Source organism: Streptomyces sp. RKAG293 (assembly GCF_023701745.1).
GTDB lineage: Bacteria > Actinomycetota > Actinomycetes > Streptomycetales > Streptomycetaceae > Actinacidiphila.
Genome location: NZ_JAJOZB010000001.1, coordinates 5,427,288 through 5,453,966, shown reverse-complemented (window position 1 = coordinate 5,453,966; position 26,679 = coordinate 5,427,288). Strand labels below are relative to the sequence as shown.

The window sequence follows — 26,679 nt, the reverse complement described above, 5'->3', positions numbered from 1 at the left end:
GTTCCGGGAGCCGCCCCCGGGAGGGATCAGGCTTCGGCGCCCTGGCGGACATTGGCCCGGACCCAGGCCACGGCGTCGGTCGTGGGAGTACCGGGGGTGAAGATCTCGGCGACGCCGAGTTCCTTGAGGGGGGCGATGTCCGCCTCGGGGATGATGCCGCCGCCGAAGACCTTGATGTCCAGGGCGTCACGGTCCTTCAGCAGGTCGAGGACCTTCGCGAAGAGCGTCATGTGCGCTCCCGAGAGGATGGAGAGCCCGATCGCGTCGGCGTCCTCCTGGATCGCGGTGTCGACCACTTGTTCGGGGGTCTGGTGCAGGCCGGTGTAGATGACCTCCATACCGGCATCACGCAGCGCCCTGGCGATGACCTTGGCCCCGCGATCATGACCGTCGAGACCCGGCTTGGCCACCACCACGCGGATCGGACCGGACACTCCCATCACTGCCTCCATGACATTGCCGGCGTCATCGCCGGCCGAGCGGGACCTCAAGTGGGACCGAGTGTGAACGAACGTTATCTCCAGCATCCCGCACCGGACAGTTTCGCGGTGCGGAGCGAGGGGGAAATCACACGGTGGGACACGTTCGCGACACGTTGGGCCCGGCGCCGCCCTCCGTTCCACCGGAGGTGGCCGGCGGGTCCGATGCGTTCCCGGGGAGCCGGGGCCCGCTGTACGGCTCTCCGGACTAGGGCACACGGGGGACGGAGCTGTCTCCCGTCGTGCCGCACGGGAGGTGGGCCATGAGCGCCCTGTCGTTCGGAGCCGTCGCCACGGGCCGCTGGCTGCGCAGCACAGCGGTCATTCGCGCGGCGGTTTTCGAGCTCGTCATCCTGACCGGCCATCTCTTCCTCTATCCGACCGGCATCCTCCCCGAGCGCGACCGGCCCGGCCCCGGTCCCTCCACGGACACGGACACGGACACGGACGCGGACACCGACACAGATCCCCACAATCCCTCGCACACCGGCTCGCACACGGAAACGGATGCGAGTTCCGGTACGGCGCGACTGCGGGCCGTGGCGGCCGCACATCGTCCCGTTCTGCTGCTGCACGGCTTCGTCGATAATCGTTCGGTATTCACCCTTCTCCGCCGCTCCCTGCGAAAGCACGGCTGGACGCACGTCCAGGCTCTGAATTACTCCCCGCTGAGCTGCGACATCCGTACGGCCGCCGCACTGCTCGGCCGCCATGTCGAGCAGATCTGCGAACAGACCGGGCAGCGCCAGGTGGACATCGTCGGCCACAGCCTCGGCGGCCTGATCGCCCGCTACTACGTGCAGCGCCTCGGCGGAGACACCCGGGTCCGCACGGTGGTGACGCTGGGCACCCCGCACTCCGGCACCCGCGCCGTCCCGCTGCTGACGCCGCACCCGATCGTGCGGCAAATGCGCCCCGGTTCCGATCTCATGAACGAATTGACGGAACCGGCCCCCGGCTGCCGCACGCATTTCGTCGCCTTCTGGAGCGACCTGGACCAATTGATGATCCCGGTGGAAACCGCCCGCATCGACCATCCCGACCTGGTGGTACACAATGTGCAAGTCGCGGGAATCGGGCATCTCGCACTGCCGGTGCACGCCGCCGTGGCGGCCGGAATCCGGCAGTCGCTGACCGGCGAGGAGCTCGCGGTGGGCGCCGAGAACGCGGCATAGCCGTCGAATTCAATTCGAACACAACGCATTGTACGGATCCGGAACCTGCCGAAGATTGTCGCCGTCGGGGGTAGGGGGCTACAGTCACCGCTAATTCTCCTGCTGCCGAGGCGAAAGAGAAGTAGGCGGTGAACGATCGTCACCCGTCGGGGTACGCCCCCGACTACGGTGCTTACGGCTACGACCCCTATTCGACGGGCTCGTACCAGAACATCGGCACCACCTTCGCGGACGGCGATCCGCTCTTCGGAGCGATGACCGGCACCGCGGACACGGGCGCCACGGGCAGCTACGCGTTTGTCCCGCAGCCGGCGCAGCACGGCTACGACGCGTCCGTCCACGAGACGGGCAGCTACGACGCGAGCGGCTTCTGGCAGGCCCAGACCGGCAGCTACCCCACGTACCCCGAGCAGTCCCAGCAGCCGCACGTCCCGTCCCAGTCGCAGCCGCAGTTCCACCAGCAGGAACAGCAGCAGCCGCAGCAGAACTGGGACTCCGGCCAGTACCCGGCGTACGGCTACAACGCCCCCGGCCAGGACACCGGCAGCTACCCGACCGGCACCTACGACGCGATGTCCTGGGACACCGGCGTCCACACCGTGCCCGCGCAGGCCGCGCCCGTCGAGCACAGCTACACACCGGAGCCCGTACCCGGATACGCCGGCCCCTCGGCCGACGCACCGCACTACGGGAACGAGTACGGGAACGAGTACGGCGCCGACTACACCACTCAGTTCGCGTACGAGCCGGAACCGGCGCCCGCGCACGAGTCCGGACCCGACGCCGACCACCTCGGTCACGACCTGCACCTCGACCACGACCTGGACCCCGCACTCGACCTCGGCTCCGAGACCGGTTCCGAGACGGGCTCCGAGACCGGTTCCGAGACCGGTTCCGAGTCCGAGATCGACGTGGCCCACGTCCCGGCGGCCCCGCGCGGCGGTGGGAGCGGCTGCCGCCGCAAGCGGCCCGCGAAGCGCTCCGCGCTCCTGACCATCGCGGTACCGTCCGTCGCCGTCATGGGTGTGGCGGCCTGCGCCGCCGCGGCCATCAGCGATGTGCCCGGCGCCCATGCGACGACGAAGACCGAGGCCTCCGAGAAGACCGCCACGAACGCGCCCGTCTCGAAGCTCGACACCCAGCTCGCCGGAGTCACCTCCGACGCGGACGACTTCGCCACCCGCGCCAGCCGTACGCAGGAGCGGATCGACCTCAAGGACCGCGAAGCCGCCGCGAAGAAGGCGAAGGCCGACGCGGCGTCACGCAAGGAGGCCCTGCGGCCGAAGTTCCTGCTGCCGGTGTCGGCGCGCGGACTGAGCGCGTACTACGGCCAGTCCGGCGTCAACTGGATGGCGCTGCACACCGGCATCGACTTCCCGGTCGACACCGGCACTCCCGTGTCGGCCGTGACCGACGGCACCATCCGCACGCAGTGGAACAACTCCTACGGCAACATGGCCATAGTGACCGCCGCCGACGGCACCGAGACCTGGTACTGCCACCTCAGCAGCACCAAGATCCGCTCCGGCACGGTCAAGGCCGGCCAGGTCATCGCGTATTCGGGCAACACCGGCAACACCACCGGCCCGCACCTGCACCTCGAGGTCCGGCCGCACGGCGGTACGCCGATCGACCCGCTGCCGTGGCTGCTGGCGCACGGGCTCGACCCCCGCTGACAGCGCTCCCCCGACCCGCCTCCGGCCCTCGCCGGAGGCGCGCGAGCCCCGCCGTCAGAGCTTCTCGACCGGCGCGTACCGCAGCAGCAGCCGCTTCGGCTTCTCCTCGCCGAAGTCGACCGTCGCCTGCGCGTCGGAACCGGTACCGCTGACCCCGACGACGGTCCCGAGGCCGAACTGGTCGTGCGTGACCCGGTCCCCGACCGTCAGCGCGATCACCGGCCGGTCCGTCGCCCGCCGGGTCGCGAAGCCCTTGGGGCCCGCCTTGGCGCGCGAGGACGACAACGACGACGCGGCGGCGGACATCGCGGCCCCCGGCGCGGCCACCGGGCCGGTCCGCTTCCAGTCGATCAGCGTGGGCGGGATCTCCTCCAGGAAGCGCGAGGCCGGGTTGTACGAGGGCTGGCCCCACGCGCTGCGCATCGTCGACCGCGTCACGTACAGCCGCTCGCGCGCCCGCGTGATGCCGACGTACGCCAGTCGCCGCTCCTCCTCCAGCTCCTTGGCCTGGCCCAGCGCCCGCATGTGCGGGAAGACCCCGTCCTCCATGCCGGTGAGGAAGACCACCGGGAACTCGAGGCCCTTGGCGGTGTGCAGCGTCATCAGCGTTATGACGCCGCCCCCCTCCTCGTCGTCCGGGATCTGGTCCGAGTCGGCGACCAGCGCGACGCGCTCCAGGAACTCGGAGAGGGTGCCGGGCTCCGCGTCCTCGGCGGCGGCCCGCTCCTGCTCGAACTCCAGGGCGACGGCGGCGAGTTCCTGGAGGTTCTCGATGCGGGTCTCGTCCTGCGGGTCCGTGGAGGCCTGGAGCTCCGCGAGATAGCCCGTGCGCTCCATCACCGCTTCGAGGACGGTCGCGGGACCGGCCCCCGACTCGACGATGGTGCGCAGCTCCTCCAGCAGCTCGTTGAACTTCCTGACCGCGTTGGAGGAGCGGGCGGCCATGCCGTACGCCTCGTCGACCCGGCGCAGTGCCTGCGAGAAGGAGATCTTCTCGCGCAGCGACAGGGCGTCGATCATCGCCTCGGCCCGGTCGCCGATACCGCGCTTGGGCACGTTCAGGATCCGGCGGAGCGGGACGGTGTCCTCGGGGTTCGACAGGACGCGCAGGTACGCGAGGATGTCGCGGACCTCCTTGCGCTCGTAGAAGCGCACCCCGCCGACGACCTTGTACGGCAGCCCGACGCGGATGAAGACCTCTTCGAAGACACGCGACTGGGCGTTGGTCCGGTAGAAGACGGCGACGTCACCGGGGCGGGAGTCACCCGCGTCCGTCAGCCGGTCGATCTCCTCGGCGATGTACTGCGCCTCGTCGTGCTCGTGGTCGGCGACATAGCCCGTGATGATCGGGCCGTCGCCGGCGTCGGTCCACAGGTTCTTGGCGCGGCGGCCTGCGTTGCGCTCGATGACGGCGTTGGCGGCCGTGAGGATCGTCTGCGTGGAGCGGTAGTTCTGCTCCAGCAGGATCGTCGTCGCCTGCGGGTAGTCCTCTTCGAACTGCAGGATGTTGCGGATGGTGGCACCGCGGAAGGCGTAGATGCTCTGGTCCGCGTCACCCACCACGCACAGCTCGGCCGTGTGGTCGCCGGTGCCGACCAGCTCGCGCACCAGCGTGTACTGGGCGTGGTTGGTGTCCTGGTACTCGTCCACGAGGACGTGGCGGAACCGGCGCCGGTAGTGCTCGGCGACGTCGGGGAACGCCTGGAGCAGGTGCACCGTGGTCATGATGATGTCGTCGAAGTCCAGGGCGTTGGCCTCGCGCAGCCGCGCCTGGTAGAGCGCGTACGCCTCGGCGACGTGCTTCTCGAAGGGGTTCTCCGCCTGCCGGGCGTAGTCCTCCTCGTCGATCAGCTCGTTCTTGAGGTTCGAGACCTTCGCGCTGAACGCCTTCGGCGGGAACTGCTTGGGGTCGAGGTCCAGGTCCCGGCAGACGAGCGCCATGAGCCGCTTGGAGTCGGCGGCGTCGTAGATCGAGAAGCTGGAGGTGAAGCCGAGCTTCTTGCTCTCGCGGCGCAGGATCCGCACGCACGCGCTGTGGAACGTCATGACCCACATCGCGTTGGCGCGCGCGCCGACGAGGTCGCCGACGCGTTCCTTCATCTCGCCCGCGGCCTTGTTGGTGAACGTGATCGCGAGGATCTCGCCTGGGTGCACCCCGCGGGTGCCCAGCAGATGGGCGATGCGGTGCGTCAGCACCCGCGTCTTGCCCGATCCGGCGCCCGCGACGATGAGCAGCGGCCCGCCCGCGTGCACGACGGCGGCGCGCTGCTGCTCGTTCAGCCCCTCCAGGAGCTGCGCGGGGTCGACGACGGGGCGGGCGGCCCCGTCCCGGTAGTACGCGTCCCGGCCACCGTGCGGGGGCTCGTTGAAGCGCCCGCCGAAGAGGTCGTCCGCGGCATCGTCCGGCCGGTGCGCGGACCCGTGCTCCGGGGGCGGCGGGACGGATTCCGACGCGTGGTCGGGGGCCTGGAGGTCGGCCAGGAAGCTGTCGTCAAAGAGGCTGCTCATCGCTTCCCGAGTCTAGGCGCCCCCACTGACACCTCACACTCCGCTTGGCGGAGTCCGTCCGGACGTGGACCGGGCCTGAAAGATTCGTCACTCTCCGCGACCGGATCCGACCACCGAGCACAGATCACGAAATGGTTTCGGGCCTATCGGACACCGGTCTTCCCACCGGACACGAGAGTTGGCTACCGTGCCGGACCAGGCGGTCCGTCCTCCACCTCGGCAACACGCCGTCACGGACCGTCTCCGCTGAGTGCGGCCGAGAGGCCGCAGCCGGGGACCCACTGGCATCACTGGGGTGAATCGGTCCGCACGGGATGTTCCGCAGGGGACGTTCCGCACGAACCGTAGGGCGACCTTCCGACAGCCCGAACCCGACAGCTAACCCGGTAAGCGGTTTACGGAAGGATTTCCCGCCTTGGCGTCGCACCGCAAACCCCGCCCCGGCATACGCGCCGGCCTGCTCACCACGACCGGCCCCCGCGCGGCCGTCGGATTCACGGCGGCGGCACTGGCCACCGTCACCCTGCTGGGCGAGACCGCGAGCGCGGCGCCCGCGCAGCCGCAGCCGCCCTCCATCGAAGAGGTCCAGGCGAAGGTCGACGCGCTCAACCACGACGCCGAGGTCGCCACCGAGCGCTACAACGGCGCGAAGGAGCAGGCCGACCAGCAGAGCTCCAAGGTCGAGGCGCTGTTGAGCCAGGTCGCACAGCGGACCGAGTCGCTCAACGACGCGCGGCGCGTCCTGGGCCAGTACGCGGCCGCCCAGTACCGCAGCGGCGGCGTCGAGGGGACGAGCACGTTCCTGCTCTCCGCCGATCCGCAGCAGTTCTTCGACCAGACGCACCAGATGAAGCGGATGACCGGCAACCAGAAGGAAGCGGTCGAGAACTTCCGCACCCAGCAGGCCACGACGACGCAGAAGCGCACCGAGGCGGTGAAGAGCCTCGGCGCGCTGACCTCGGCGCAGACCAAGCTGCAGACGGAGAAGACCGCCGTCCGGCAGAAGCTCGCGGCGGCGCAGACGCTCCTCAACTCCCTCACCGCGCAGGAGAAGGCCCGGCTGGAGGCGCTGGTGGCCAAGAAGGAGGAGCAGGCTCGCAAGCTGGCCGCGGAGGTCGCCGCCAAGGAGAAGGCCGCACGGGAGGCCGCCGCCAAGGAGGCCGCGAAGACCGGCGCCGGGACGGGCACCGGCGGTTCGGGTTCGAACACCACCTCGTCGAAGGCGGCGAAGGCCATCGCGTTCGCCCGCGCTCAGCTCGGGGATCCGTACGGGTGGGGTGCGACGGGTATGGACTCGTGGGACTGCTCAGGGCTGACGCAGGCGGCCTGGAAGGCGGCCGGCGTCACCCTGCCGCGCACCACCTGGGACCAGGTGAAGGCCGGCGAGCGCGTCTCGATGTCGGACCTGCGGCCCGGCGACCTGATCTTCTTCTACGACGACATCAGTCATGTCGGCCTCTACATAGGGGACGGCAACATGATCCACGCGCCGCACACCGGCACGGTCGTCAAGATCGCACCGATCACCCAAATGCCGGTTTACGGAGCTTCTCGCCCGTCCTGAAGTTCACCGTCTCGAATGTCGCGGATCGACAGGCGGCCCGACAGGGCCCGACTGTCGGCCCGCCATTCGGACGGACGGTCACAATAGGTAAGGTAACGAAGCGATTTCGCTCACCTTCTGATGGAAACTTCCCAAGAGTCACTCAAGTTGACTACGGTGGCCCGCTAGGCAGCTCGTTCCACAAGCCGGCGCAGTGCCGACGGCGAGCTGCCTCCGCTGAATCCGACCGCGAGGCCGGAACCGGGGACCCACACGCAGGACTTGGGGTGAATCGGGGCGAACGTCCGCACAACGGACGTGAGCACCGTAGGGCAGCCTTCCATCGCCCGAACCCGTCAGCTAACCCGGTAAGCGGTCCACGGAAGGAATGTCTGCCTTGGCGTCGCACCGCAAACCGCGCCCCCGAATACTCGCCTCCACCGGCCCGCGTGCCGTGGTGGGCCTGACGACGGTGGCGCTGGCCACTGTGACTCTGCTGAGCGAGTCCGCGAGCGCCGCGCCCGCGAAGCCCTCCATCACCGAGGTCAAGGCGCAGGTCGACGACCTCCGCGAAAAGGCCGAAGCCGCCACGGAGCACGTCAACGCGGCGAAGGAGAAGACCGACCAGCAGCGCGCGAAGGCCGATCTGCTGCTCGCCGAGGTCGCGAAGAAGACCCAGAAGCTGAACGAAGCGCGGGAGACCCTGGGCCAGTTCGCCGCCGCCCAGTACCGCGAAGGCGGCGTCGACCAGACCACCGCCCTGCTGCTCTCCGACAACCCGGAGAAGTACCTTGAGCAGTCCCACCTCGTGGACCGTGTGTCGGCCACGCAGGAAGAGGCCATCAAGGAGTTCCGCACCCAGCAGGCGGCCGCGACGACCGAGCGCACCAAGGCCGCCGCGAGCGTCGCGGACCTCGCCGCCGCACAGACCAAGCTGGCCGCCGAGAAGAAGACCGCCGCGGCCAAGCTCGCCGACGCGCAGAAGCTGCTCAACAGCCTCACCGCCGAGGACCGCAAGAAGGTCGCCACGCTGGACACCCAGCAGTCCGGCAGCGCCGACAGCGCCAGCTACACGTACAACGGCCCCGCCAGCGGCCGTGCCGCGCAGGCCATCAGCTTCGCGCTCGCGCAGCGCGGCAAGGCGTACGTCTCCGGTGCCACCGGCCCGAACTCGTACGACTGCTCCGGTCTCACCCAGGCCGCGTACCGCTCGGCCGGCATCAGCATCAGCCGCACCACGTACACCCAGATCAACGACGGCACGCGCGTCTCGCAGTCCGAGCTGCGCCCCGGCGACCTGGTGTTCTTCTACTCCGGCATCAGCCACGTGGCCATCTACCTGGGCAACGGCGAGATCGTGCACGCCCCGCACCCCGGTGGCGTCGTCGAGGTCGGCAAGATGAGCTGGATGCCGTTCGCCGGCGCTGTGCGACTCGCCTGACACCTTGGCCCGGATCACCGGTCGGCCGGTCCTCCTGCTCGCCACCGCCGCGATCGGCGGTCCGGTCCTCGCGGCCGGTGCGCTGCGAGCGGGTGGCGGCCGGTCGGTGCTCGATCCGCCGGACGGCTCGGGCCCGCTCTCGTACCACGGCGGGTACCTTCTGCTGCTGGCCCTGGCGTGCGTGGTGGGCGGCGCGCTGCTCGCCGCGCGCTACCGCCGGGCCGTGCAGCACGTCGACAGCCCGGACCCGGTGGCCGAACGGCTCAAGGACGCGGCGCTCCTGCTGCTGACCGCCGCCACCGCGGTGGTGCCCGTCGCCGTGCTGCTGAGCCACCGGAGCAACCCGACCGGCACGGAGCCGCGGAACGACGCGAGCCTCCCCACGGAGACGGCGAGCGGGCCGCCCGCCACCGAGGCACCGGCGCAGCCGCCGTCCTCCACCGGGCAGGCGACCGCCGGTTCGTCCTTCGATCTGTTCCATCTGCTGCTCGTCGTCGGAGCGGTGCTGGCCGCGGTCGTGGTCGTCGTCGCGCTCGTCCGCTGGCTGCGCTGGTACCTGGCGGGCACGGCGGGACCCGGCCTCCAACTGATCCCCGGCAGCCCGGACACCGCCGAGAGCGCGCTGGCCGGCGCCGTCGACTCGGGGCGCCGCGCGCTGCACGGCGAGGACGCCCGTGCGGCGGTGATCGCCTGTTACGCGGCGATGGAGACCACCCTCGGCCGGTCCGGGGTCGCCCGGCTCGACTCCGACAGCCCCACGGACCTGCTGCACCGCACGGTCGCCGGCGGGACGCTGACCGGGACGGCGGCCGCGGACCTGACCCAGCTCTTCCGTGAGGCGCGGTACTCCAGCCACCCGATGGACGACGGCCATCTGCGGCGGGCCGGCGCCGCCCTCGACACGATCGCGGCCCAACTGGCCGCCGTGGAAGCCCCGGAGGCCGTGGCAGCCGTAGGAGTAGCGACCCCGGGCACCCGGGCCCCGGCGGGCGACCGGTGACCCCCGGCTCCACGCGCCACACGCTGCTCGTGCTCGGCACGGTCGCGGCCGGCACCGAGGCCGCCCTCGCCCTGGCCGGCGGATTCGCGGCGGCCGGCACCGGTGCGGTGCTCATCGCGGCGGTCGCCCTGCTCACCGCCCGCTACGCGACGGGCTTCGACTCCCAGGACCACGGCTACCGCAGACCGGTCCGGCTGCTGGGCAGCAGGACGCCCCGGCTGGGCGACTGGGGCCGCGCGGTCGCCCAGGGGATGTCGTCCGAGGACGGTTTCACCCACACCCTGCGACCGGGCCTCCAGCGGCTGTACGCGGCCCGGCTCGCCGAACGGCACGGGATCTCGCTGCGCGCCCAGCCCGACCGGGCCGCCGCCGTCGTCGGCCCCGAGCTGTGGCCCTGGATCGATCCCCGCCGGCCCGCCCCGGAGGGCACCATCCCGCCACAGGTCCTGCGGGCCGTCGTCGACCGTCTCGACGAGCTGTAACGGTGACCGACGACCCCCTTGGAACCACTGAACCGCCGAACGTCCTTCCAGGAGCACCGTGACGACCATTCAGCCGGCCCAGCCCCCCGTCGCTCAGCCCACCTCCGTTCAGCCCACTTCCGGTCGGGTACCCGCCCCTCAGGTTCCCGCTCAGGCATCCGCCGCTCAGTCCGCCACCGCGCCCCCGGTCCTGACGCCGCGCGAGGCCGGGGAACGCGCCCGCCGGGTGCTCACCGAGATCGAACGCGCCGTGGTCGGCAAGCCCGACTCCCTCGAACTGGTCATGCTCGGCGTCCTCGCCGGCGGCCACATCCTCATCGAGGATCTGCCGGGACTCGGCAAGACCCTGCTCGCCCGCTCCTTCGCCACCGCGCTCGGACTCGACTTCCGCCGGATCCAGTTCACCCCCGACCTGCTGCCGTCGGACGTGTCCGGAGCGCCCTTCTACGACCAGCGCAGCGGCGAGATGGTCTTCCGGCCGGGACCGCTCTTCACCCATCTGCTGCTCGCCGACGAGATCAACCGCACACCGCCCAAGACCCAGGCGGCGCTGCTGGAGGCGATGGCCGAGGCGCAGGTCTCGGTCGACGGCGTCACCCGGCGGCTGCCCGAGCCGTTCGTGGTCATCGCCACCGCCAACCCGATCGAGTACGAGGGCACGTACAGCCTCCCCGAGGCCCAGTTGGACCGCTTCCTGCTGCGCGTCAGGATGGGCTACCTCCCGCCCCGCGACGAGGCGTCGATGCTCCGCATCCGGCTCGACCGGGCCGCCCCCGAAGCCGTGCTCAACACCCTGAGCACGCCCGCCGAGGTGCTCGCCATGCGGGCCAGCCTGGAGAGCGTCGAGGTCGACGACGACCTGATCGCGTACGTCGTCGCCCTCATCGGCGCGACCCGTGCCCATCCGCAGATCCAGGTCGGCGCGTCACCGCGCGGCGGACTCGCGCTCGTACAGCTGGCCCGCGCCCGCGCGGTGCTCGACGGCCGTGACTACGTCACCCCGGAGGACGTGAAGGCCCTGGTCGTCCCGGCCCTCGCGCACCGCGTCACGCTGCGGCCCGAGTTGTGGGTGCGGCAGATCAACGCCGACGACGTCATCGCCGAACTCGCCCGGTCCGTACCGGCGCCGCAGACCCTGCCCGACGACCAGCGCTCCGACGACCGGCACTCCGAGGACCAGCAGGGCGCGTTCCGGCGGCCGGCAGCGCGGCCGTGACCGCGGGCCGACAGCCGCCGGGCCGGCCCGCCGCCCGCCCGGCCGCCGTCCCCGCACACATCGCGCGGGCGCTGGGCGGCCCACCGGACGCCACCGCCGACGAGGCGGCGGAACCGGCCGAGCCGCCGTCCCCGCCGCCACCCGGCTGGCGGGCCGGCGAACGCGCCCTGCGGCTGCTCACAGTGGCCGCCGTGGCGGCCGCCGCCGCGCTGCTCACCGGCCACGCGTGGCTGCTGGCGCTGGCCGCGGGCCCGGTGGTGCTGCTCGTACTGGCCGGACCGGGAGCGGTGACGGGAGCTGCGATGACGTCCGGCCGACCGAGCCGGCTGAGCGCCGCCGTCGAGACCGGACCGGGCCGCTGCTTCGAGAACGAGGACATCGCCGTCCGCGTCCGGCTCGACTTCGACGGCGCCGCGGGCTGGATCGACCCGGGCATCACCCTCGGGCCGGGCGTCGAGCTGACCTCGCTCGCCGTGGCCGGCCCGGTCGTCGAACTCGCCCTCACCGCCCGCCGCTGGGGCCGCTGGAGCCTGGGCACCGTCGATGTGGACGTCTACGACACCGGCGGGCTCGCCCGTCGCACCGTGCGGGCCGAACTCGGGGAGATCCAGGTCTTCCCGGTGCCCACCCAGGCCTCCCTCACCCCCATCCCGGTCCGGCTGCCCGACCGCCTCGGCGAGCACACCGCCCGGCAGAACGGCGACGGCATCGAGGTCGTCGGGGTGCGCCCGCACATCTGGGGCGAACGGCAGCGGCGCATCCACTGGCCCTCGACCACCCGGCGCGGCAGCATCCAGATCAACCAGTTCGCCGCGGAACGCACCGCCGACACCGTCGTACTGGTCGACGCGCTCGTCGACTTCATCGACCCCGCGACCAGGGCCTCGGGACTCGACGAGACGGTGCGCGCCGCGGCCGGCCTCACCCGCGCCTATCTGCGCAGCCACGACCGGGTCGGCCTGGTGTCGATCGGCGGCACGCTGCGCTGGCTGCAACCGGGCTCCGGCGGGGGCTACTTCTACCGGATCGTCGAGAGCGTGCTGGAGGTCCGCAAGGACCTCGGCTACTCCGTCCCCGCCCTCCAGCGCCTCCCCCCGCCCGCGCTGCCCCGCGGCGCGCTCGTCTACGCGATCACCCAGCTCGCCGACGAGCGGATCCTCGAGGTGCTGGGCGATCTCGCACAACGCGGCAACCCCCTCGTCGTCATCGAGATCCCGACCGGCGCCCCGTACATCGCGCCCGGCGACACCGTCGGGCACCTGGCCCGGCGGCTCTGGCTCGCCGACCGGGCGGCGATGCGGTTCGCGCTGCGGGAACGCGGCATCCCGGTCGTCGCCCAGTCGGCCGGCAAGAGCCTCGACCTCGCCCTCGCGCCGCTGCTCCGCACCCGAATCCAGGGCAGGACCCGATGACCCCTTCCCTGCCTCCAGAACCCGCCACGGTGTCCCCGTCCTCCGCCATGTCCCTCCCCCAGGTCCCGGTCTGGCCGGTGCGCGGCCTCGGTGTCGCGCTGGCCCTCGCGGCCTGCGACCCGGTCGTCACCAGCTCCCCCGGCATGGGCGACGTGCTGACGCCGCTCGCCGCGGTCGTGCTGGCCTGGTGGGCGGCCCCGCCGCTCGTCCGGCGCCCGGTCCAGTACTCGGCTCGCAAGACCGCGCTGCTGTCCCAGCACCGCAACACGGTCTTCGCCGTCGGCTGCGTCGGCCTCGCCGCGTTCAGCACGCCGCCCGTCTGGCTGGCGTCATGCGTCACGGCCCTGCTGCTGACCTATCTCCTCATCGTCGACGCCTGCGCCGCCGGCCCGGCGGGCATCCGCCAACTGCGCTCGCGCCACATCCCGCTGACCGCCTACGGCGCGAGCGGCCTGGTCCTCGTCGCCGCGTTCGCCCCCTCCGACGGCAGTGCCTGGGGCCCGGCGGTCGCGGCCGCCGCCGTGTGCGCCACCGCGTACGCGGTCGGGACGGCTCTGTGGCCGCGCAGGCCCCGGAGATCGAGCACGCCCCGTAGCAGGGACGAGTCGCCCACGGAGTGACAACTGCCCCAACGGTCAAGGCCGTTCGGCGAGTGGCCATTTCACCCGTCGAACACTGATCAATGACGATCACCCAACGGCCGATTGGGACCAGACCTGCTCTACGCCGTGCTCCTGCGCACCCGCCAGGTTTAGCGTCCTCCTCCAGGTGGCCGAACCCCACTGCCGTCGGACCCCGACAGCACGGCCACCCCCGCCGAAGATCCGGCGGTGTTCCGCTTCCCCGTGCGGACGCCGCCGGATCGAGGTCCCAGCAGGCGGGCACCCGCTAGGCACAAAGGAGTGACGGCCGCGTGGCGTCGCACAGAAAGCCCAAGCAGCGCTCACTCACCGGAACCACCGCACGAACCGCGGCCACCCTCGCCATGGCGGGAGCCGCGTCGGTCACCGCCTTCGGCGAGACCGGCCACGCCGACCCGCAGCTCAGCGTCGGCGAGGTCAAGACCCAGGTCGACGCCCTGTACGAGCAGGCGGAGCAGGCCACCGAGCAGTACAACGGCGCCAAGGAGGCGGCCGACGACGCCCGCGCCGACCTGGGCAGGCTCCAGGACGAGATGGCCCGCAAGACCGCCCGGCTCAACGTCACCCGCGACCAGATCGGCGCCATCGCCGCCGCGCAGTACCGCTTGGGGGGCATCGACCCGGCCATGCAGCTCGCCCTGGACTCCACCCCCGACACGTATCTCGAACGTGCCGCCCTCATCGACCAGGTGAGCGGCCGCGAGGCCGACATCCTGCGCACCCTCGGCGAACAGCAGCGGGAGATCGGCACGACGCACGACGCGGCGGACGCCAAACTCGCCGCCCTCAGCGAAGCCCAGACGAAGCTCGCGGAGCACAAGCGCACCATCGAGACCAAGCTCCATGACGCCCAGGTCCTCCTGGACCGCCTCACGGCCGCCCAGCGGGCCACTGCGGACGACGGCGGCGACGACACCGGGACGGCATCCGGCACTCAGCACGCCGACCGCTCCACCGACCGCGTCCCGATCGCCCCCGGCGGCATCCAGGCCCCCTCCGCCCGCGCCGCCCAGGCCGTCGCCTTCGCCTACAGCGCCCTCGGCCTCCCGTACGTCTGGGGCGCCACCGGACCGTCCTCCTACGACTGCTCAGGCCTCACCCAAGCCGCCTGGAAAGCCGCGGGCGTCTCGCTCCCCCGCACCACGTACACCCAGATCAACGCCGGCCAGCGCGTTTCCGAGTCCCAACTCCAACCCGGTGACCTGGTCTTCTTCTACTCCGGCATCAGCCACGTCGGCCTCTACATCGGCAACGGCCAGATGATCCACGCCCCCCACCCGGGCGCCCCGGTCCGCATCGCCCCGATCAACGAGATGCCCTTCTCGGGGGCGAGCCGGCCGTCATGAGTCCGGGACGATCGACCGGCTGACTCCTCGGGGCCGAGCACCCAGGCCCGACGCGGCGTGTCCGGGCTCGTACCACCGGCCGTGCGGGTGGTTCTGACAGTGACTCAGCCTGGGGTGCGCGGAAACCGTTCTTCCCTTGGGCCGCACGGAGATGTCCATCCGTCTGCGCGGGTCCGCGGCCCGGTCGCACCCGAATGGGCACTACCGGAGGGCTGTGACGTGCTGCTTCAGTGCCGTGTCCCCTTCAGCTCATTCCCAGGGAGTTTCCGCATGTTCCACCGTACGAAGCTGCGCAGCGCCGTGATCGGCGCCTGCACCGCCGCACTCGTAGTCGGCGCCGGCCTGTTCATCCTCCCCGCACAGGCTCAGGCACAGGCGCCCAGCCAGCAGGCGGTGTCCGCCGCGACCGCGCGGATGTCATCGCGCGCGGAAATGCAGGTCGCCAGCTTCTTCCAGGACTACCAGGACGCCGTGCAGGGCATCGAGCACGGCGGCAAGACCCCGGTCCAGGTCCGCGAGGAGTACCTCACCACCGAACTCGACGACGCACTCACCGCCTGGGCCTCCGAACACCAGACGGACCCGGTCCTGCGCAAGCAGGAGCTCCCCAAGACCTGGTCGACGACGGAGAGCACCAGCACCGCCACCCACACCAAGATCATCATTACTGAGCGGTGGGCCGACGGCACCAGCCAGGACGTCTGGTACCAGGTCCGACTCTCCGACATGGTCATCGACAGCCTCACGGACCCGACCCCGGCCCCGGCCGCCTGAGCCGTAGGCCCGCGCCCGCGCCGAGGCCGTTGAACCCGACGGCCTCGGACCCGCCGGCCCTCAGACCAGGCGCCGTGCCGTCGCCCATCGCGTCAGCTCGTGCCGGTTGGAGAGCTGCAACTTCCTGAGCACCGCCGAAACATGCGATTCGACGGTCTTCACCGAGATGAAGAGCTGCTTGGCGATCTCCTTGTAGGCGTAGCCGCGCGCGATGAGCCGCAGGACCTCGCGTTCGCGCACGGTGAGGCGGTCCAGGTCCTCGTCGACCGGCGGGGCGTCCGTCGAGGCGAAGGCGTCGAGGACGAAGCCGGCCAGCCGCGGGGAGAAGACGGCGTCGCCGTCGGAGACCCGGAAGATCGAGGAGACCAGATCCGGGCCGGTGATGGTCTTGGTGACATAGCCGCGCGCGCCGCCGCGGATGACGCCGATGACGTCGTCGGCGGCGTCGGAGACCGACAGCGCCAGGAAGCGGACGGGCCGCTCCGCGTCGCCCATGAGCGGTGCGCAGCGCCGCAGCACTTCGACACCGCCGCCGCCGGGGAGGTGCACGTCCAGGAGGACGACCTCGGGGCGGGTCGCGGTGATGACCGTGACGGCCTGGTCCACGTCGGCGGCCTCGCCGACGACCTCGACGCCCGTCCGTTCGGTCTCGCCGATCTCGGCCTGTACACCGGTCCTGAACATCCGGTGGTCGTCGACGAGCACGACCCTTACGCGTCGGTCCTCAGTCATGACGCCACCCTCTCCATTTCGAGTTCCACTTCCGTGCCCCCGCCCGGTGCGCTGCGCAGTCGCGCCTCGCCGCCGTTCCGCTGCATCCGGCCGATGATCGACTGCCGGACGCCCATGCGGTCGTCCGGCACCTGGTCGAGGTCGAATCCGGGCCCCCGGTCCCTCACGGACACGAAGACCTTGCGCTCCTCGACCTCGGCGTACACCTGAACCGCTTCGTCGCCACCGTACTTGGCCGCGTTCACCATTGCCTCGCGTGCGGCTGCCATCTGTGCGACCAGATTGTCGTCCAGCGGGCAGTCGCCGACGCAGACGACCTCGACGGGCACCCCGTGGGCGTCCTCCACCTCGGCGGCGGCCTTGCGTACGGCGTCGGCGAAGTTCGTGGGCTCGTCCTCCTTTCCCGTTCCCTCCGGCCGGTAGAGCCAGGCCCGCAGCTCACGCTCCTGAGCACGGGCGAGGCGGGCGACCTCGCGCGGGTCCTCGGCGTTGCGTTGGATGAGGGTGAGGGTGTGCAGTACGGAGTCGTGGACGTGCGCGGCGACTTCGGCACGCTCCTGAGCCCGGATGCGCATCAGCCGCTCGGCGGACAGGTCCTGGGTCAGGCGTACGAGGTACGGTCCGGCGATCAGTGCCACCCCGACCAGCACGGCGAGCGCCGCCTGCAGGATGCCGCCGAGGTGGCTGCCGGAACTGCGCACCACGAGGAAGCCGGTGACCCCGGCCCCGACCAGCAGCACGCCGGCGGCACCACGGGCGATCGGCCAGAACCGCTTGCCCTGGCTCATTTCGACCCAGCGGCTGCGGCGGGCGTTGTCGGCCTGCCGCCAGACGAGGGCGACGCCGAGGCCGATGACGAGCAGCGGCCAGATCGCCGCGTTGGCCGCGCCCAGGTTCAGGTTGCTGACGAGGACGCCGAGGCCGATGAACAGCGCGATGAGCGCAAGGATCTGGCCCTTGTCGGGCCGCCGCCCGGCCAGCCAGGACTTGGCGTCGCGCGGTTCCTTGGCCTCGCTCACCCCGCCGACGCCGAGCGGCACGAAGAACCAGAAGAGCGCGTAGAGCAGGATGCCGAGGCCGTTGAACGTCGCGAGCACCACGAACACCACACGCACCCACGACACCGGCAGCCCGAGGTGCCCCGCGAGCCCGCGCGCCACTCCGCCGACCATCCGGCCCTCGGAGCTGCGGTAGAGCTTGCGCGCCGGCGGGTCCGCCGGGTCGGGCGGCTTCAGGTAGGACGCGCCCGTCGCAGGAGCAGGGGTGGTGGCTGGCATACCCCGATCGTCACACGCCGGGGCCGCTCCGGGCATCAGGGTTCCTCCCGGAGGTCACCCTGACCCCCTGGGACCAGGGGCCCGGGTGCCCAGGGGCCCCACCGACCCGGCCCCTGGGGGTCGGCTCAGGGATCGGCCAGGGTTGCACCTGGTGCCGGAGAGCGGCCGGGGCCGCCACCATGGAGGCATGACGCAGGACAGCAGGCCGGCCTTCGAGGCCGAGGCCGACGCCACCCCGGACCTTCCGGACGCACCGGAACCCCCGGCCCGGCGCCGCATCGTTCGCAGCCGCCGCCGGGTGGTCGCGGGTGTGTGCGACGGCGCGGGCCGCTACTTCGAGCTCGATCCGGTGATCTTCCGGATCGTGCTGGCCGTGCTGTCGCTCACCGGCGGTATCGGCCTGATCGTCTACGGCATGGCCTGGCTGGTCATCCCGCAGGAGGGCGAGGACCAGAGCGAGGCGCACCGGATGCTGTCCGGCCGGGTCGAGGGGACGGCGCTGACCGCCGTGCTCGTCGCGCTGGTCGGCTGCGGCCTGTACGCGTCGATGCTCGGCAACGGCACCGACCAGGGGTTCTCGATCCTGCTGCTGGCCGCCGTGGTGGGTGCCGTCTACTGGTCGCAGCAGCGCCGCCGCGCCCAGCTCGACGGCGAGGCGAGCGCGGTGGCGGCCGGACCGGCCGCCGACGCCCCGCCGGCCGCGCAGGCGCCGCCGAGCCCCGTGACCCCGTCGTGGTGGCGCGATCCGCTGACCAAGGACTTCTCGGCCGGCGTCAGTAGCTCCACGGGCTACCTGTGGGGGCCGGACGACGGCCCGTACGAGGAGCAGGACCGCAAGGCCTGGCGGGCCAGGAAGTCCGCGGCCCGGCGGGAGTCGTCCTGGCTGGGCGTGCTGGCGTTCTTCGTGGCGCTGATGGCGGGCGCGGTCGGTACGGCGGCGTCCTGGCACGGGCACCCGCTCGGCACGGCACTGGAGATCGGGCTGGCGTCCGCGCTGGCCGTCTTCGGCCTGGCCTTCGTCCTCAGCGCCTGGACCGGCCGGGCGAGGGGCGGTACGGCCTTCTGGGCCGTGCTGACGATCGCGCTGCTGGTGGGCGCCGCCGCCGTCCCCAAGAGCATGACCACGGACTGGGCGACGACGGACTGGCGGCCGGTGGCCGCCTCCGAGGTCCAGACCCACTACGAGCAGGGCAGCGGGCACGGCCTGCTCGACCTGACCGCGCTGCCGCTCGGCGGGAAGACCGTCACGACCAAGTTGGAGGTCGGTGCGGGCCGGGCCGAGGTCCGGCTGCCGAGGAACGCCACCGTACGGCTCGACTACACGATGGGCTTCGGCGAGATTCAGCTCCCGGGCAAGGTCAACCACGGGGTGCGCATCCAGTCGGACGAGCACAGCCAGGTGGTCTTCGAACCGGACGCGGGCGTCCCGTCGACCGGCACGATCCAACTCGACGTCGAGGTGGGCGCGGGACAGCTGAGGGTGGTCCGGTGAAACGGCATGGATTCGAGCCCGCGTCCCTCGTGATGGGACTGGTACTGCTGGGCCTCGCGACGGTGTTCCTGCTGGACGCCGCCGGCGGCTGGGACCCGTCCCGGCCGCTGACGGTGGCCCTAGCGGCGGGCGGTCTGGCTTTCGCCGCGGTGACGTCGGTGATCAGCCGCCTGGTCCGGCGGCGGGAGCGGCGTGACGGCGGACCGGCGGCGTGAGGCGATGAGCCCGTCGGCGGACAGCAGCGGGGTCCCGGCGAGGACCAGCGGCAGCCAGGCCATCAGGTACACCAGGTCGTTGCCGTAGTAGTAGGGATCGGTGGCCCAGCTGACCGTCAGCCACAGGCTGAGCGAGATCGCGGCGCCGCCGAGCGCGGCGAGGCGGCCGAACAGGCCGATCAGGATGCCGATGCCGACGGCCAGCTCACCGAAGGCGATGGCGTACCCGAAGGCGTGCGGCGCCTTGAGCGCGAGATCGACCATCGCCGGGATCGCGGCGCTGTCGCGCACCCCGTGCAGGGTGCCGACCAGCGATCCCGGCGCGGAATCGGTGAAGAACACGGAGCCGGTGAGCTTGTCGAGCGACGCGTAGATGAAGGTCACGCCGAGGAAGATCCGCAGCGGCATCAGCGCATAGCGCGACGCGGCCTCCCGCCAGGTTCGGAGCATGATGTCCCGCCTCTCCCGCCGTACGCGTCCCCCCCAGGAATGGAAACGATTCTTCACGTACGGCTCTCTCATGGGGAGATACGTACACCGCTGGGATCCGACTCAGTTCCCGGCGAATCGAGCCGCGGCCGGACAGGTCCTAGCCGAAGAGATCGGGCTCGCTGCGCGAGATCTGCTGGTAGAGCGGCTGATAGTTGATCCAGGCGACGAGATCGTTGCCCAGCTGGCCACGGGTGTGGACGGCGCTCTCGTGGTCGATCAGCACCGGCTTCCCGGCCGCCCGGGCGGTCAGCTGCACCTGGCAGGACCGCTCCATCGTGATGAACCACCACGCCGCCGCGTCGACCGAGTCGCCGACCGTCAGCAGCCCGTGGTTGCGCAGGATGACGGCCTTGTGCGGACCGAGCGCCTCCGCGATCCGGCGGCCCTCCTCCTCGTCGACCACGACGCCCGTGTAGTCGTCGAACAGCGCGTGGTCCTCGTAGAACGCGCAGACGTCCTGGGTGATCGGGTCCAGCAGCTCCCCGAGCGACGACAGCGCCCGCCCGTACGTCGAGTGGCTGTGCGCGGCGGCGATCACGTCGGGGCGCGCCTGGTGCACCTGCGCGTGGATCGCGAAGGCCGCCTGATTGACGTGGAAGCGGCCCTCGACGACCTGGCCCGCGTGATTGACCAGGATCAGATCGCTGACGGTGACGAGCTTGAAGCTCATCCCGAACGGATTGACCCAGAAATGGTCGGTGAACTCCGGGTCGCGCGCCGTGATGTGCCCGGCCACGCCCTCCTCGAACCCGAACCGCCCGAACAGCCGCAGCGCGGCCACCAGCCGTTCCTTGCGGTGCTGCCGCTCGTCGTCGGTGGTGGTGAACGTCTGCGGCAGCGCGAAGTGCAGCTGCTCGGTGGGTATCGGCTGCGGCGGCGTGCGCCCTTGTGCGGGCTGCGGGAGGAAGTCGGCCATGCAGCGGAAGCTACCGCGCGGTAGGCGAGAAGAACAGAGTGCGGAGCGAGTCCGGGAACGACGGCGCCGCCCCTCCCAGCAGGCAGGAGGGGCGGCGCGGCGACCGTGCGACGACACGGCCCGGGGCTCAGCGGGAGGTCACTCCCACTCGATGGTGCCCGGCGGCTTGCTCGTCACGTCGAGGACGACGCGGTTGACGTCGGCGACCTCGTTCGTGATGCGGGTGGAGATCTTGGCGAGGACGTCGTACGGCAGCCGCGACCAGTCGGCGGTCATGGCGTCCTCCGAGGAGACCGGGCGCAGCACGATCGGGTGACCGTAGGTGCGGCCGTCGCCCTGGACGCCGACCGAGCGGACGTCGGCGAGCAGGACGACCGGGCACTGCCAGATCTCCCGGTCGAGGCCGGCCGCGGTGAGCTCCTCGCGGGCGATGAAGTCCGCCTCGCGCAGCAGGTCCAGGCGCTCCTTGGTGACCTCGCCGACGATGCGGATGCCCAGGCCGGGGCCGGGGAACGGCTGGCGCTGGACGATCTCCTCCGGCAGGCCCAGCTCCTGGCCGACCATCCGGACTTCGTCCTTGAAGAGCTGGCGCAGCGGCTCGATCAGCTCGAACTCGATGTCGTCGGGGAGCCCGCCCACGTTGTGGTGCGACTTGATGTTGGCGGTGCCGGTGCCGCCGCCGGACTCGACGACGTCCGGGTACAGGGTGCCCTGCACCAGGAAGGCGACGTCCTCGCCGGCCGCGCCCGCCTCGGCGACGAGCTCGGCCTGGGCCTGCTCGAAGACGCGGATGAACTCGCGGCCGATGATCTTCCGCTTGGTCTCCGGGTCGGTGACGCCGGCGAGCGCGGTCAGGAAGCGCTCCTCCGCGTCGACGACCTTCAGCTGCACGCCGGTGGCCGCGACGAAGTCCTTCTCGACCTGCTCGGACTCGCCCTTGCGCTGCAGCCCGTGGTCGACGTACACGCAGGTCAGCTGGGAGCCGATGGCCTTCTGCACGATGGCCGCGGCCACCGAGGAGTCCACACCGCCCGAGAGCCCGCAGATCGCGCGCTTGGTGCCGACCTGGGCGCGGATCGCCGCGACCTGCTCCTCGACGACGTTCGTCGTCGTCCAGTCCGGCGCGATGCCCGCGCCGCGGTACAGGAAGTGCTCCAGGATCTGCTGGCCGTGCGTGGAGTGCAGCACCTCGGGGTGGTACTGGACGCCGTACAGCTTGCGCGCGTCGTCCTCGAAGGCGGCGACCGGCACCACGTCGGTGGAGGCGGTGACGGCGAAGCCGGCGGGCGCCGCCGAGCACGCGTCGCCGTGCGACATCCACACGGACTGCTCGGTGGGGGTGCCCTCGAAGAGCGTCGAGCCGGGCTTGCTCACGGACAGCGCGGTGCGGCCGTACTCACGCGCACCGTTGTCGTCGACGGTGCCGCCGAGCGCCACCGCCATCAGCTGGAAGCCGTAGCACATGCCGAAGACCGGGACCCCGGCCTCGAAGATCGCCTTGTCGAGCGAGGGGGCGCCCTCGGCGTAGACCGACGACGGACCGCCGGAGAGGATGATCGCCTTCGGGTTCTTCGCGAGCATCTCGTCCACCGGCATGGTGCTGGGGACGATCTCGCTGTAGACCCGGGCCTCGCGGACGCGTCGGGCGATGAGCTGGGCGTACTGCGCTCCGAAGTCCACTACCAGGACGACGTCCGGGGTGTGGTCGGGGGCGGCTGGGGTCGCTGATGCCACGGGCGGCCTTCCGGCGTTATGTACGAGGGATCGGACCCTGATTCTACCGTTTCCACGAGGGCGCTCCCGTCTCACCATCCGGTCGGCGGCTGGCTACCCGGCGTGCCCGTCGCCATACTGGTCCGCATGTCCTCGAGCACGCACTCCGCGATCTTCGCGTTTACCTATGGCACCGGCTGGTCCGGCTGCCATGGTCGTGCTGCTTGAGCTACTGACAAGCGACTTCCCAGGCGCCCCGGACCTTTCGGTCCGGGGCGTCTGTCGTCTCCGGGCCCGGTCCGGCCCAGTCATCACAGGAGACCTCACGATGAGCACCCAGTCAGCAGCAGTCGCCACCGCCCCGGCCCCCGCCGAAACCGGAGCACGCACGGACGAGGCGGTGGCCCTCATCACGGGGGCGCGCGGCCGGATCGACGATCTCGACACCCGGATCATCGCGCTGGTCACGGAACGGATGGCCGTCTCGGCGGAGATCCAGCGGGCCCGCATCGGCTCGGGCGGCCGGCGGGTGAACCTGTCCCGCGAGATGGAGGTGCTGAACCACTTCAGTGATGAGCTCGGCCGGCCCGGGACGACCCTCGCGATGACCCTGCTGGAGCTGTGCCGCGGCCGCGTGTGACGTTTCTGCGGATCGCCCGTTCGGGCGGCATCACCCGTACGGCACGTGACCGGCCCGGGGGCCCCTTCGTTGGATGGGGTGTCCGTGCCAGCCAGGGGCGGTCGACCACAACCACGCGTGGACGAACAGGATGCCGCTCAGACGCAGCTGAGCGGGGTATCAATGCGGAGCGATGAGGCCTGCCCATTCGTGCGGCAGGCCGTGGGACCTCGCTCCGTGCTCCGTGACCGGGCAGCAGGGGACAGCTGCTCGGTCGCAACTCCAAAGAGGCGGTCGGCTCCCAGGACGCTGGGATCCGGCCGCTCTGCGAAACCCACCCTACTCATCCGCACCCCCGGAATCGTTCCTCCGACCCCCGATCGGAGTACGGCCTGTCCCGTCCCCATCGCCCGGCCACCCCTGCCGAAGCGGCATGACATACGTCACAGCGAAATCCCGGCAAGCGTGGGCAACTGCCAAAGTTTGCGCCGATCTGTCCGGTGCCGACCTCTCCCTCAGCGGTTCCGCGTTATCGAAATGGCACACCTCTCGGCTCTGACCTGGTCATACGATCAGCGCAGCCGTCCTGCGTGACCCCTCCCGCGGCGGCTTCTCCAGCTCTTTTTCAGACCCGAGAGGTCTCGCATGAAGCTCCGCCGCACTCTGGTGACCGTCGCCGCGACCGCTGTCATAGCGCCCGCCGCACTTCTCTCCGCCACCAGCGCCTTCGCCGACACCACGGTCCCCGGCGCTGACGCGTCCGCGACCGCCTCGGCCACCCCGGACGCCACCGCCACGCCGACGGCGACCCCGACGGCCACCCCGACCGCGACCGCCACGGCCACCGCGACGGCCACGGCATCGGCCAAGCCGACCACCTCGGCCACGCCGAGCCCCTCCAACTCGCCGACGGTCCCGACGACCCCGGGCAAGTGCACGGACACCAGCGACGGGTCCTCCGATGACCTGCCGGTGGACAAGACGTTCACCACGACCCTCAGTGGCCTGCCCTCGAAGATCGTCGCGGGCAGCGGCTGGCACGGCCTCACGATCGACATCGCGAACAACTCCGCCAAGAGCTACAAGCGCGTCGACTTCGGCGCCTTCGCCGCCGCTGCCAGCGGCAAGGACTTCTCGGACACCTCCCGGCACCTGAAGCTGGAGTTCAAGAACCCCGGCACCGGTGTCTGGCAGAACGTCTCGCTCAACGACACGAACCCGGACTTCGGCGGCCTGGGCTGGACCGATGTCCGCGCCCACGAGAAGTTCAAGCTGAGCCTGCGCATCGCGGCCGACGCCTCGACCCCCGCGGGCTTCGGCTTCGTGATCGCCATCGGCGCCTACGCCGACGGCAAGGGCGACTGCGTCTTCTCCAGCGGTAAGAACTTCTACGAGTTCAACATCCTGAAGGCCCACACCAAGCCGGGCCACGTGCCGGACTCCAAGCCGCAGACCGGTGGCTCGAAGCCGCTTCCCGCGGTGAAGCCCGCCAACACCACCCAGGTGACCCCGGAGGGCCGCCTGGCCGCGACCGGTTCCTCCTCCGCCATGCCGCAGCTCGCCCTCGCGGGCGGCGCGGCCGTCGCGGTCGGCGTCGGCGCGATGTTCGTCGTGCGCCGCCGCAAGGCCGGCTCCACCGTCTGAACCGTATGACCGGCTGAGTCCCGGAGCCGTGTGAAGGGCCGCACCCCGGTCGGGGTGCGGCCCTTCACGTGTCCGAGGGGGTCAGACCTGCTTCGGCGGGATCGGCGGCACGGGCAGCAGAGGCAGGCGCAGTGCGGCGAAGGCGTCCTCCGGGACGGCCGGGGTCCGCGGTTCCACCGCCGGCAGGCGTACGTAGGCCTCGCCCTGGGTGGGGCGGGTGTCCTCGTCGCCGTTGTTGGGCCAGAACGACATCGCCCGCTCGGCCTGGGCGGTGATCGTGAGCGACGGGTTCACCCCGAGGTTGGCGGAGACGGCGGCGCCGTCGACGACATGGATGCCCGGGTGCCCGTAGAGCCGGTGGTACGGGTCGATCACACCGTGCTCGGCGTCCTCGCCGATGGCGCAGCCGCCGAGGAAGTGGGCGGTCAGCGGCGTCCCCATGAGCTCGCCCACGTTGCTGCCCGCGAAGCCGTTGATCTCCTCGGCGATGAGCCGGGCGGCCTCGGCGCCCTCGGGGATGTGCTCGGGGTTGGGCGCGCCGTGGCCCTGCTTGGCGGTGAGCAGTCCCTTGCCCAGGCCCTTGGGCTTGCGGTACGTGGTCAGCGAGTTGTCCAGCGACTGCATGACCAGGCCGATGATGGTGCGCTCCGACCAGCGGCGGTTGGACAGCGAGCGCAACGTGAGCATCGGGTGGCGCGCGCAGGCCGCGGCGAAGGCGAGCGCCTTGGGGGCGCGGGTGTCGTGCGGGATCTGGAGGATGGTGAGGGCGCCCATGGAGTTGGAGCCCTTGCCGTAGCGGACCGGCTCGATGTGGGTGTTGGCGTCGGGGTGGATCGAGGACGTGATCGCGACGCCCTTGGTGAAGTCGACCTTCGCCGCGCCGTGCGCCTTGCGGTAGCGGCGGTTGTCGGTCTGGGCGCCGACCAGCGCCTCGGAGTTGGTGCGGGTGAGTTCGCCGAGCCGGGCGGAGATGCCGGGGAGTTCGCCCGCGTCGCGCATGGTGTGCAGCAGCGTCTGGGTGCCGTACGTGCCGGCGGCGACGACGATCTGCCGGGCGCGCAGCACGCGCCGCTTGCCCTTGCGCTTCTTGTCGGTCGGCGCGGTCGCGACGCGGTAGCCGCCCGCGGGGTCCTCGGAGAGGCCGACGACCGTCGTCATGGGGTGGATGACGGCGCCGGCCTTCTCGGCGAGGTGCAGATAGTTCTCGTTGAGGGTGTTCTTGGCGCCGTGCCGGCAGCCGGTCATGCACTCACCGCACTCGGTGCACGCGCGCCGCGACGGGCCGGCGCCGCCGAAGTACGGGTCGGCGACCTCGCCGCCCGGCTCGGCCTTCGCCTCGCCGCCGGCGTCCTGGCCGTCCCCGAAGAAGACGCCGACCGGCGCCATGTGGAAGGTGTCGCCGACGCCCATCTTCTCGGCGGCGGCCTTCAGATGCACGTCGGAGGGGGTGAGCGTGGGGTTGAGCCGGACGCCGAGCATGCGCTGGGCCTGGTCGTAGTACGGCTTGAGCTCCGCCTGCCAGTCGGTGATGTGGCCCCACTGGCGGTCGTCGAAGAAGGCCTTCGGCGGCACGTACAGGGTGTTGGCGTAGTTCAGCGATCCGCCGCCGACGCCCGCGCCGGCCAGCACGAGGACGTTGTTCAGCAGGTGGATGCGCTGGATGCCGTAGAGGCCGAGCGACGGCGCCCAGAGGAAGTTGCGGACGTCCCAGGAGTTCTTGGGCAGCGTCTCGCGCGTGAAGCGGCGCCCGGCTTCGAGGACGCCGACGCGGTAGCCCTTCTCCGTGAGGCGCAGCGCGGACACCGAGCCCCCGAAGCCGGAGCCGATGACGATGACGTCGTAGTCGTAGCCGGACAGGTCACGCGACACAGGTTCCTCCGTAGCGG

The 26,679-nt window shown here is 71.3% G+C and carries 22 protein-coding genes and 2 riboswitches; of the genes, 14 read left to right on the top strand and 8 right to left on the bottom strand.

What is annotated here, in order from left to right:
• Positions 1-26 precede the first annotated feature (26 nt).
• On the bottom strand, positions 27-440 hold the full coding sequence (locus tag LNW72_RS24460; protein WP_138352976.1) for a cobalamin B12-binding domain-containing protein: 414 nt from the start codon (positions 438-440) through the stop codon (positions 27-29).
• A gap of 302 nt (positions 441-742) precedes the next feature.
• On the opposite strand from LNW72_RS24460, the gene LNW72_RS24455 reads away from it, so the two are divergent.
• Both LNW72_RS24455 and LNW72_RS41720 read left to right on the top strand, forming a co-directional pair.
• The gene (locus tag LNW72_RS24455; RefSeq protein WP_250977330.1) at positions 743-1,654 is read left to right on the top strand and encodes a triacylglycerol lipase; all 912 of its coding nucleotides are present in this window, start codon (positions 743-745) and stop codon (positions 1,652-1,654) included.
• Positions 1,655-1,782: 128 nt separating this feature from the next.
• A complete protein-coding gene (locus tag LNW72_RS41720) occupies positions 1,783-3,330 on the top strand; it encodes a M23 family metallopeptidase (RefSeq protein WP_250977329.1) in 1,548 nt (515 codons plus the stop codon).
• 54 nt (positions 3,331-3,384) lie between these two features.
• On the opposite strand, the gene pcrA is transcribed toward LNW72_RS41720, so the two are convergent.
• Positions 3,385-5,838: a DNA helicase PcrA gene (gene pcrA, locus LNW72_RS24445; RefSeq protein ID WP_250977328.1), complete on the bottom strand. Its 2,454-nt coding sequence runs from the start codon at positions 5,836-5,838 to the stop codon at positions 3,385-3,387.
• A 234-nt stretch (positions 5,839-6,072) separates the two neighbouring features.
• Positions 6,073-6,247, top strand: a riboswitch (cyclic di-AMP (ydaO/yuaA leader).
• 6 nt (positions 6,248-6,253) lie between these two features.
• Between pcrA and LNW72_RS24440 the strand changes: the two genes are divergently transcribed.
• The 9 genes from LNW72_RS24440 (at position 6,254) to LNW72_RS24400 (ending at position 15,693) form a co-directional block, all read left to right on the top strand.
• Positions 6,254-7,402, top strand: coding sequence for a C40 family peptidase (locus tag LNW72_RS24440; protein WP_250977327.1), 1,149 nt, complete (start codon positions 6,254-6,256; stop codon positions 7,400-7,402).
• A 204-nt stretch (positions 7,403-7,606) separates the two neighbouring features.
• Positions 7,607-7,772: riboswitch (cyclic di-AMP (ydaO/yuaA leader) on the top strand.
• A complete protein-coding gene (locus LNW72_RS24435; protein WP_308402019.1) occupies positions 7,770-8,822 on the top strand; it encodes an NlpC/P60 family protein in 1,053 nt (350 codons plus the stop codon). Its footprint overlaps the riboswitch before it by 3 nt.
• A 4-nt stretch (positions 8,823-8,826) precedes the next feature.
• Positions 8,827-9,822 (top strand): DUF4129 domain-containing protein, encoded by a 996-nt coding sequence (locus LNW72_RS24430; RefSeq protein WP_250977325.1) that lies wholly within the window; start codon positions 8,827-8,829, stop codon positions 9,820-9,822.
• Positions 9,819-10,304 carry a hypothetical protein gene (locus LNW72_RS24425; protein WP_250977324.1) on the top strand — a complete coding sequence of 162 codons (486 nt, stop codon included), beginning with the start codon at positions 9,819-9,821 and terminating at the stop codon, positions 10,302-10,304. Before LNW72_RS24430 ends, LNW72_RS24425 begins: the two co-directional genes overlap by 4 nt.
• Before the next feature lie 190 nt (positions 10,305-10,494).
• Complete coding sequence (locus LNW72_RS24420) at positions 10,495-11,520, top strand: MoxR family ATPase (protein ID WP_250980287.1); 1,026 nt, start codon at positions 10,495-10,497, stop codon at positions 11,518-11,520.
• Positions 11,517-12,932, top strand: coding sequence for a DUF58 domain-containing protein (locus LNW72_RS24415; RefSeq protein WP_308402018.1), 1,416 nt, complete (start codon positions 11,517-11,519; stop codon positions 12,930-12,932). Before LNW72_RS24420 ends, LNW72_RS24415 begins: the two co-directional genes overlap by 4 nt.
• Entirely contained in the window at positions 12,929-13,552 is a 624-nt protein-coding gene (locus LNW72_RS24410) for a hypothetical protein (RefSeq protein WP_250977323.1), read from the top strand. The genes LNW72_RS24415 and LNW72_RS24410 overlap by 4 nt, the downstream gene beginning before the upstream one ends.
• A 293-nt stretch (positions 13,553-13,845) precedes the next feature.
• Positions 13,846-14,919 (top strand): C40 family peptidase, encoded by a 1,074-nt coding sequence (locus LNW72_RS24405; RefSeq protein WP_250977322.1) that lies wholly within the window; start codon positions 13,846-13,848, stop codon positions 14,917-14,919.
• Positions 14,920-15,189: 270 nt separating this feature from the next.
• Positions 15,190-15,693, top strand: coding sequence for a hypothetical protein (locus LNW72_RS24400; RefSeq protein WP_250977321.1), 504 nt, complete (start codon positions 15,190-15,192; stop codon positions 15,691-15,693).
• Between the two features lie 60 nt (positions 15,694-15,753).
• On the opposite strand, the gene LNW72_RS24395 is transcribed toward LNW72_RS24400, so the two are convergent.
• The gene (locus LNW72_RS24395; RefSeq protein ID WP_250977320.1) at positions 15,754-16,425 is read right to left on the bottom strand and encodes a response regulator transcription factor; all 672 of its coding nucleotides are present in this window, start codon (positions 16,423-16,425) and stop codon (positions 15,754-15,756) included.
• Entirely contained in the window at positions 16,422-17,702 is a 1,281-nt protein-coding gene (locus tag LNW72_RS24390; RefSeq protein ID WP_250977319.1) for an ATP-binding protein, read from the bottom strand. The genes LNW72_RS24395 and LNW72_RS24390 overlap by 4 nt, the downstream gene beginning before the upstream one ends.
• Positions 17,703-17,889: 187 nt before the next feature.
• Between LNW72_RS24390 and LNW72_RS41260 the strand changes: the two genes are divergently transcribed.
• Positions 17,890-19,194, top strand: a complete 1,305-nt coding sequence (locus LNW72_RS41260; RefSeq protein WP_285369724.1) for a PspC domain-containing protein — start codon at positions 17,890-17,892, stop codon at positions 19,192-19,194.
• A gap of 119 nt (positions 19,195-19,313) precedes the next feature.
• Here the strand turns inward: LNW72_RS41260 and LNW72_RS24380 are convergent, their stop codons facing one another.
• From LNW72_RS24380 to guaA, 3 genes are all read right to left on the bottom strand, one after another.
• Positions 19,314-19,859, bottom strand: a complete 546-nt coding sequence (locus LNW72_RS24380) for a DoxX family protein (protein ID WP_250977318.1) — start codon at positions 19,857-19,859, stop codon at positions 19,314-19,316.
• A 139-nt stretch (positions 19,860-19,998) separates the two neighbouring features.
• Positions 19,999-20,817 (bottom strand): class II aldolase/adducin family protein, encoded by an 819-nt coding sequence (locus LNW72_RS24375; RefSeq protein ID WP_250977317.1) that lies wholly within the window; start codon positions 20,815-20,817, stop codon positions 19,999-20,001.
• 138 nt (positions 20,818-20,955) lie between these two features.
• A complete protein-coding gene (guaA, locus tag LNW72_RS24370; protein ID WP_250977316.1) occupies positions 20,956-22,551 on the bottom strand; it encodes a glutamine-hydrolyzing GMP synthase in 1,596 nt (531 codons plus the stop codon).
• A 307-nt stretch (positions 22,552-22,858) separates the two neighbouring features.
• On the opposite strand from guaA, the gene LNW72_RS24365 reads away from it, so the two are divergent.
• Positions 22,859-23,170 (top strand): chorismate mutase, encoded by a 312-nt coding sequence (locus LNW72_RS24365; RefSeq protein WP_250977315.1) that lies wholly within the window; start codon positions 22,859-22,861, stop codon positions 23,168-23,170.
• Between the two features lie 624 nt (positions 23,171-23,794).
• The gene (locus LNW72_RS24360) at positions 23,795-24,793 is read left to right on the top strand and encodes an LPXTG cell wall anchor domain-containing protein (RefSeq protein ID WP_250977314.1); all 999 of its coding nucleotides are present in this window, start codon (positions 23,795-23,797) and stop codon (positions 24,791-24,793) included.
• Positions 24,794-24,874: 81 nt separating this feature from the next.
• Here LNW72_RS24360 and LNW72_RS24355 read toward each other — a convergent pair whose 3' ends face one another.
• Entirely contained in the window at positions 24,875-26,662 is a 1,788-nt protein-coding gene (locus tag LNW72_RS24355) for a GMC family oxidoreductase (protein ID WP_250977313.1), read from the bottom strand.
• Between the last annotated feature and the right edge of the window lie 17 nt (positions 26,663-26,679).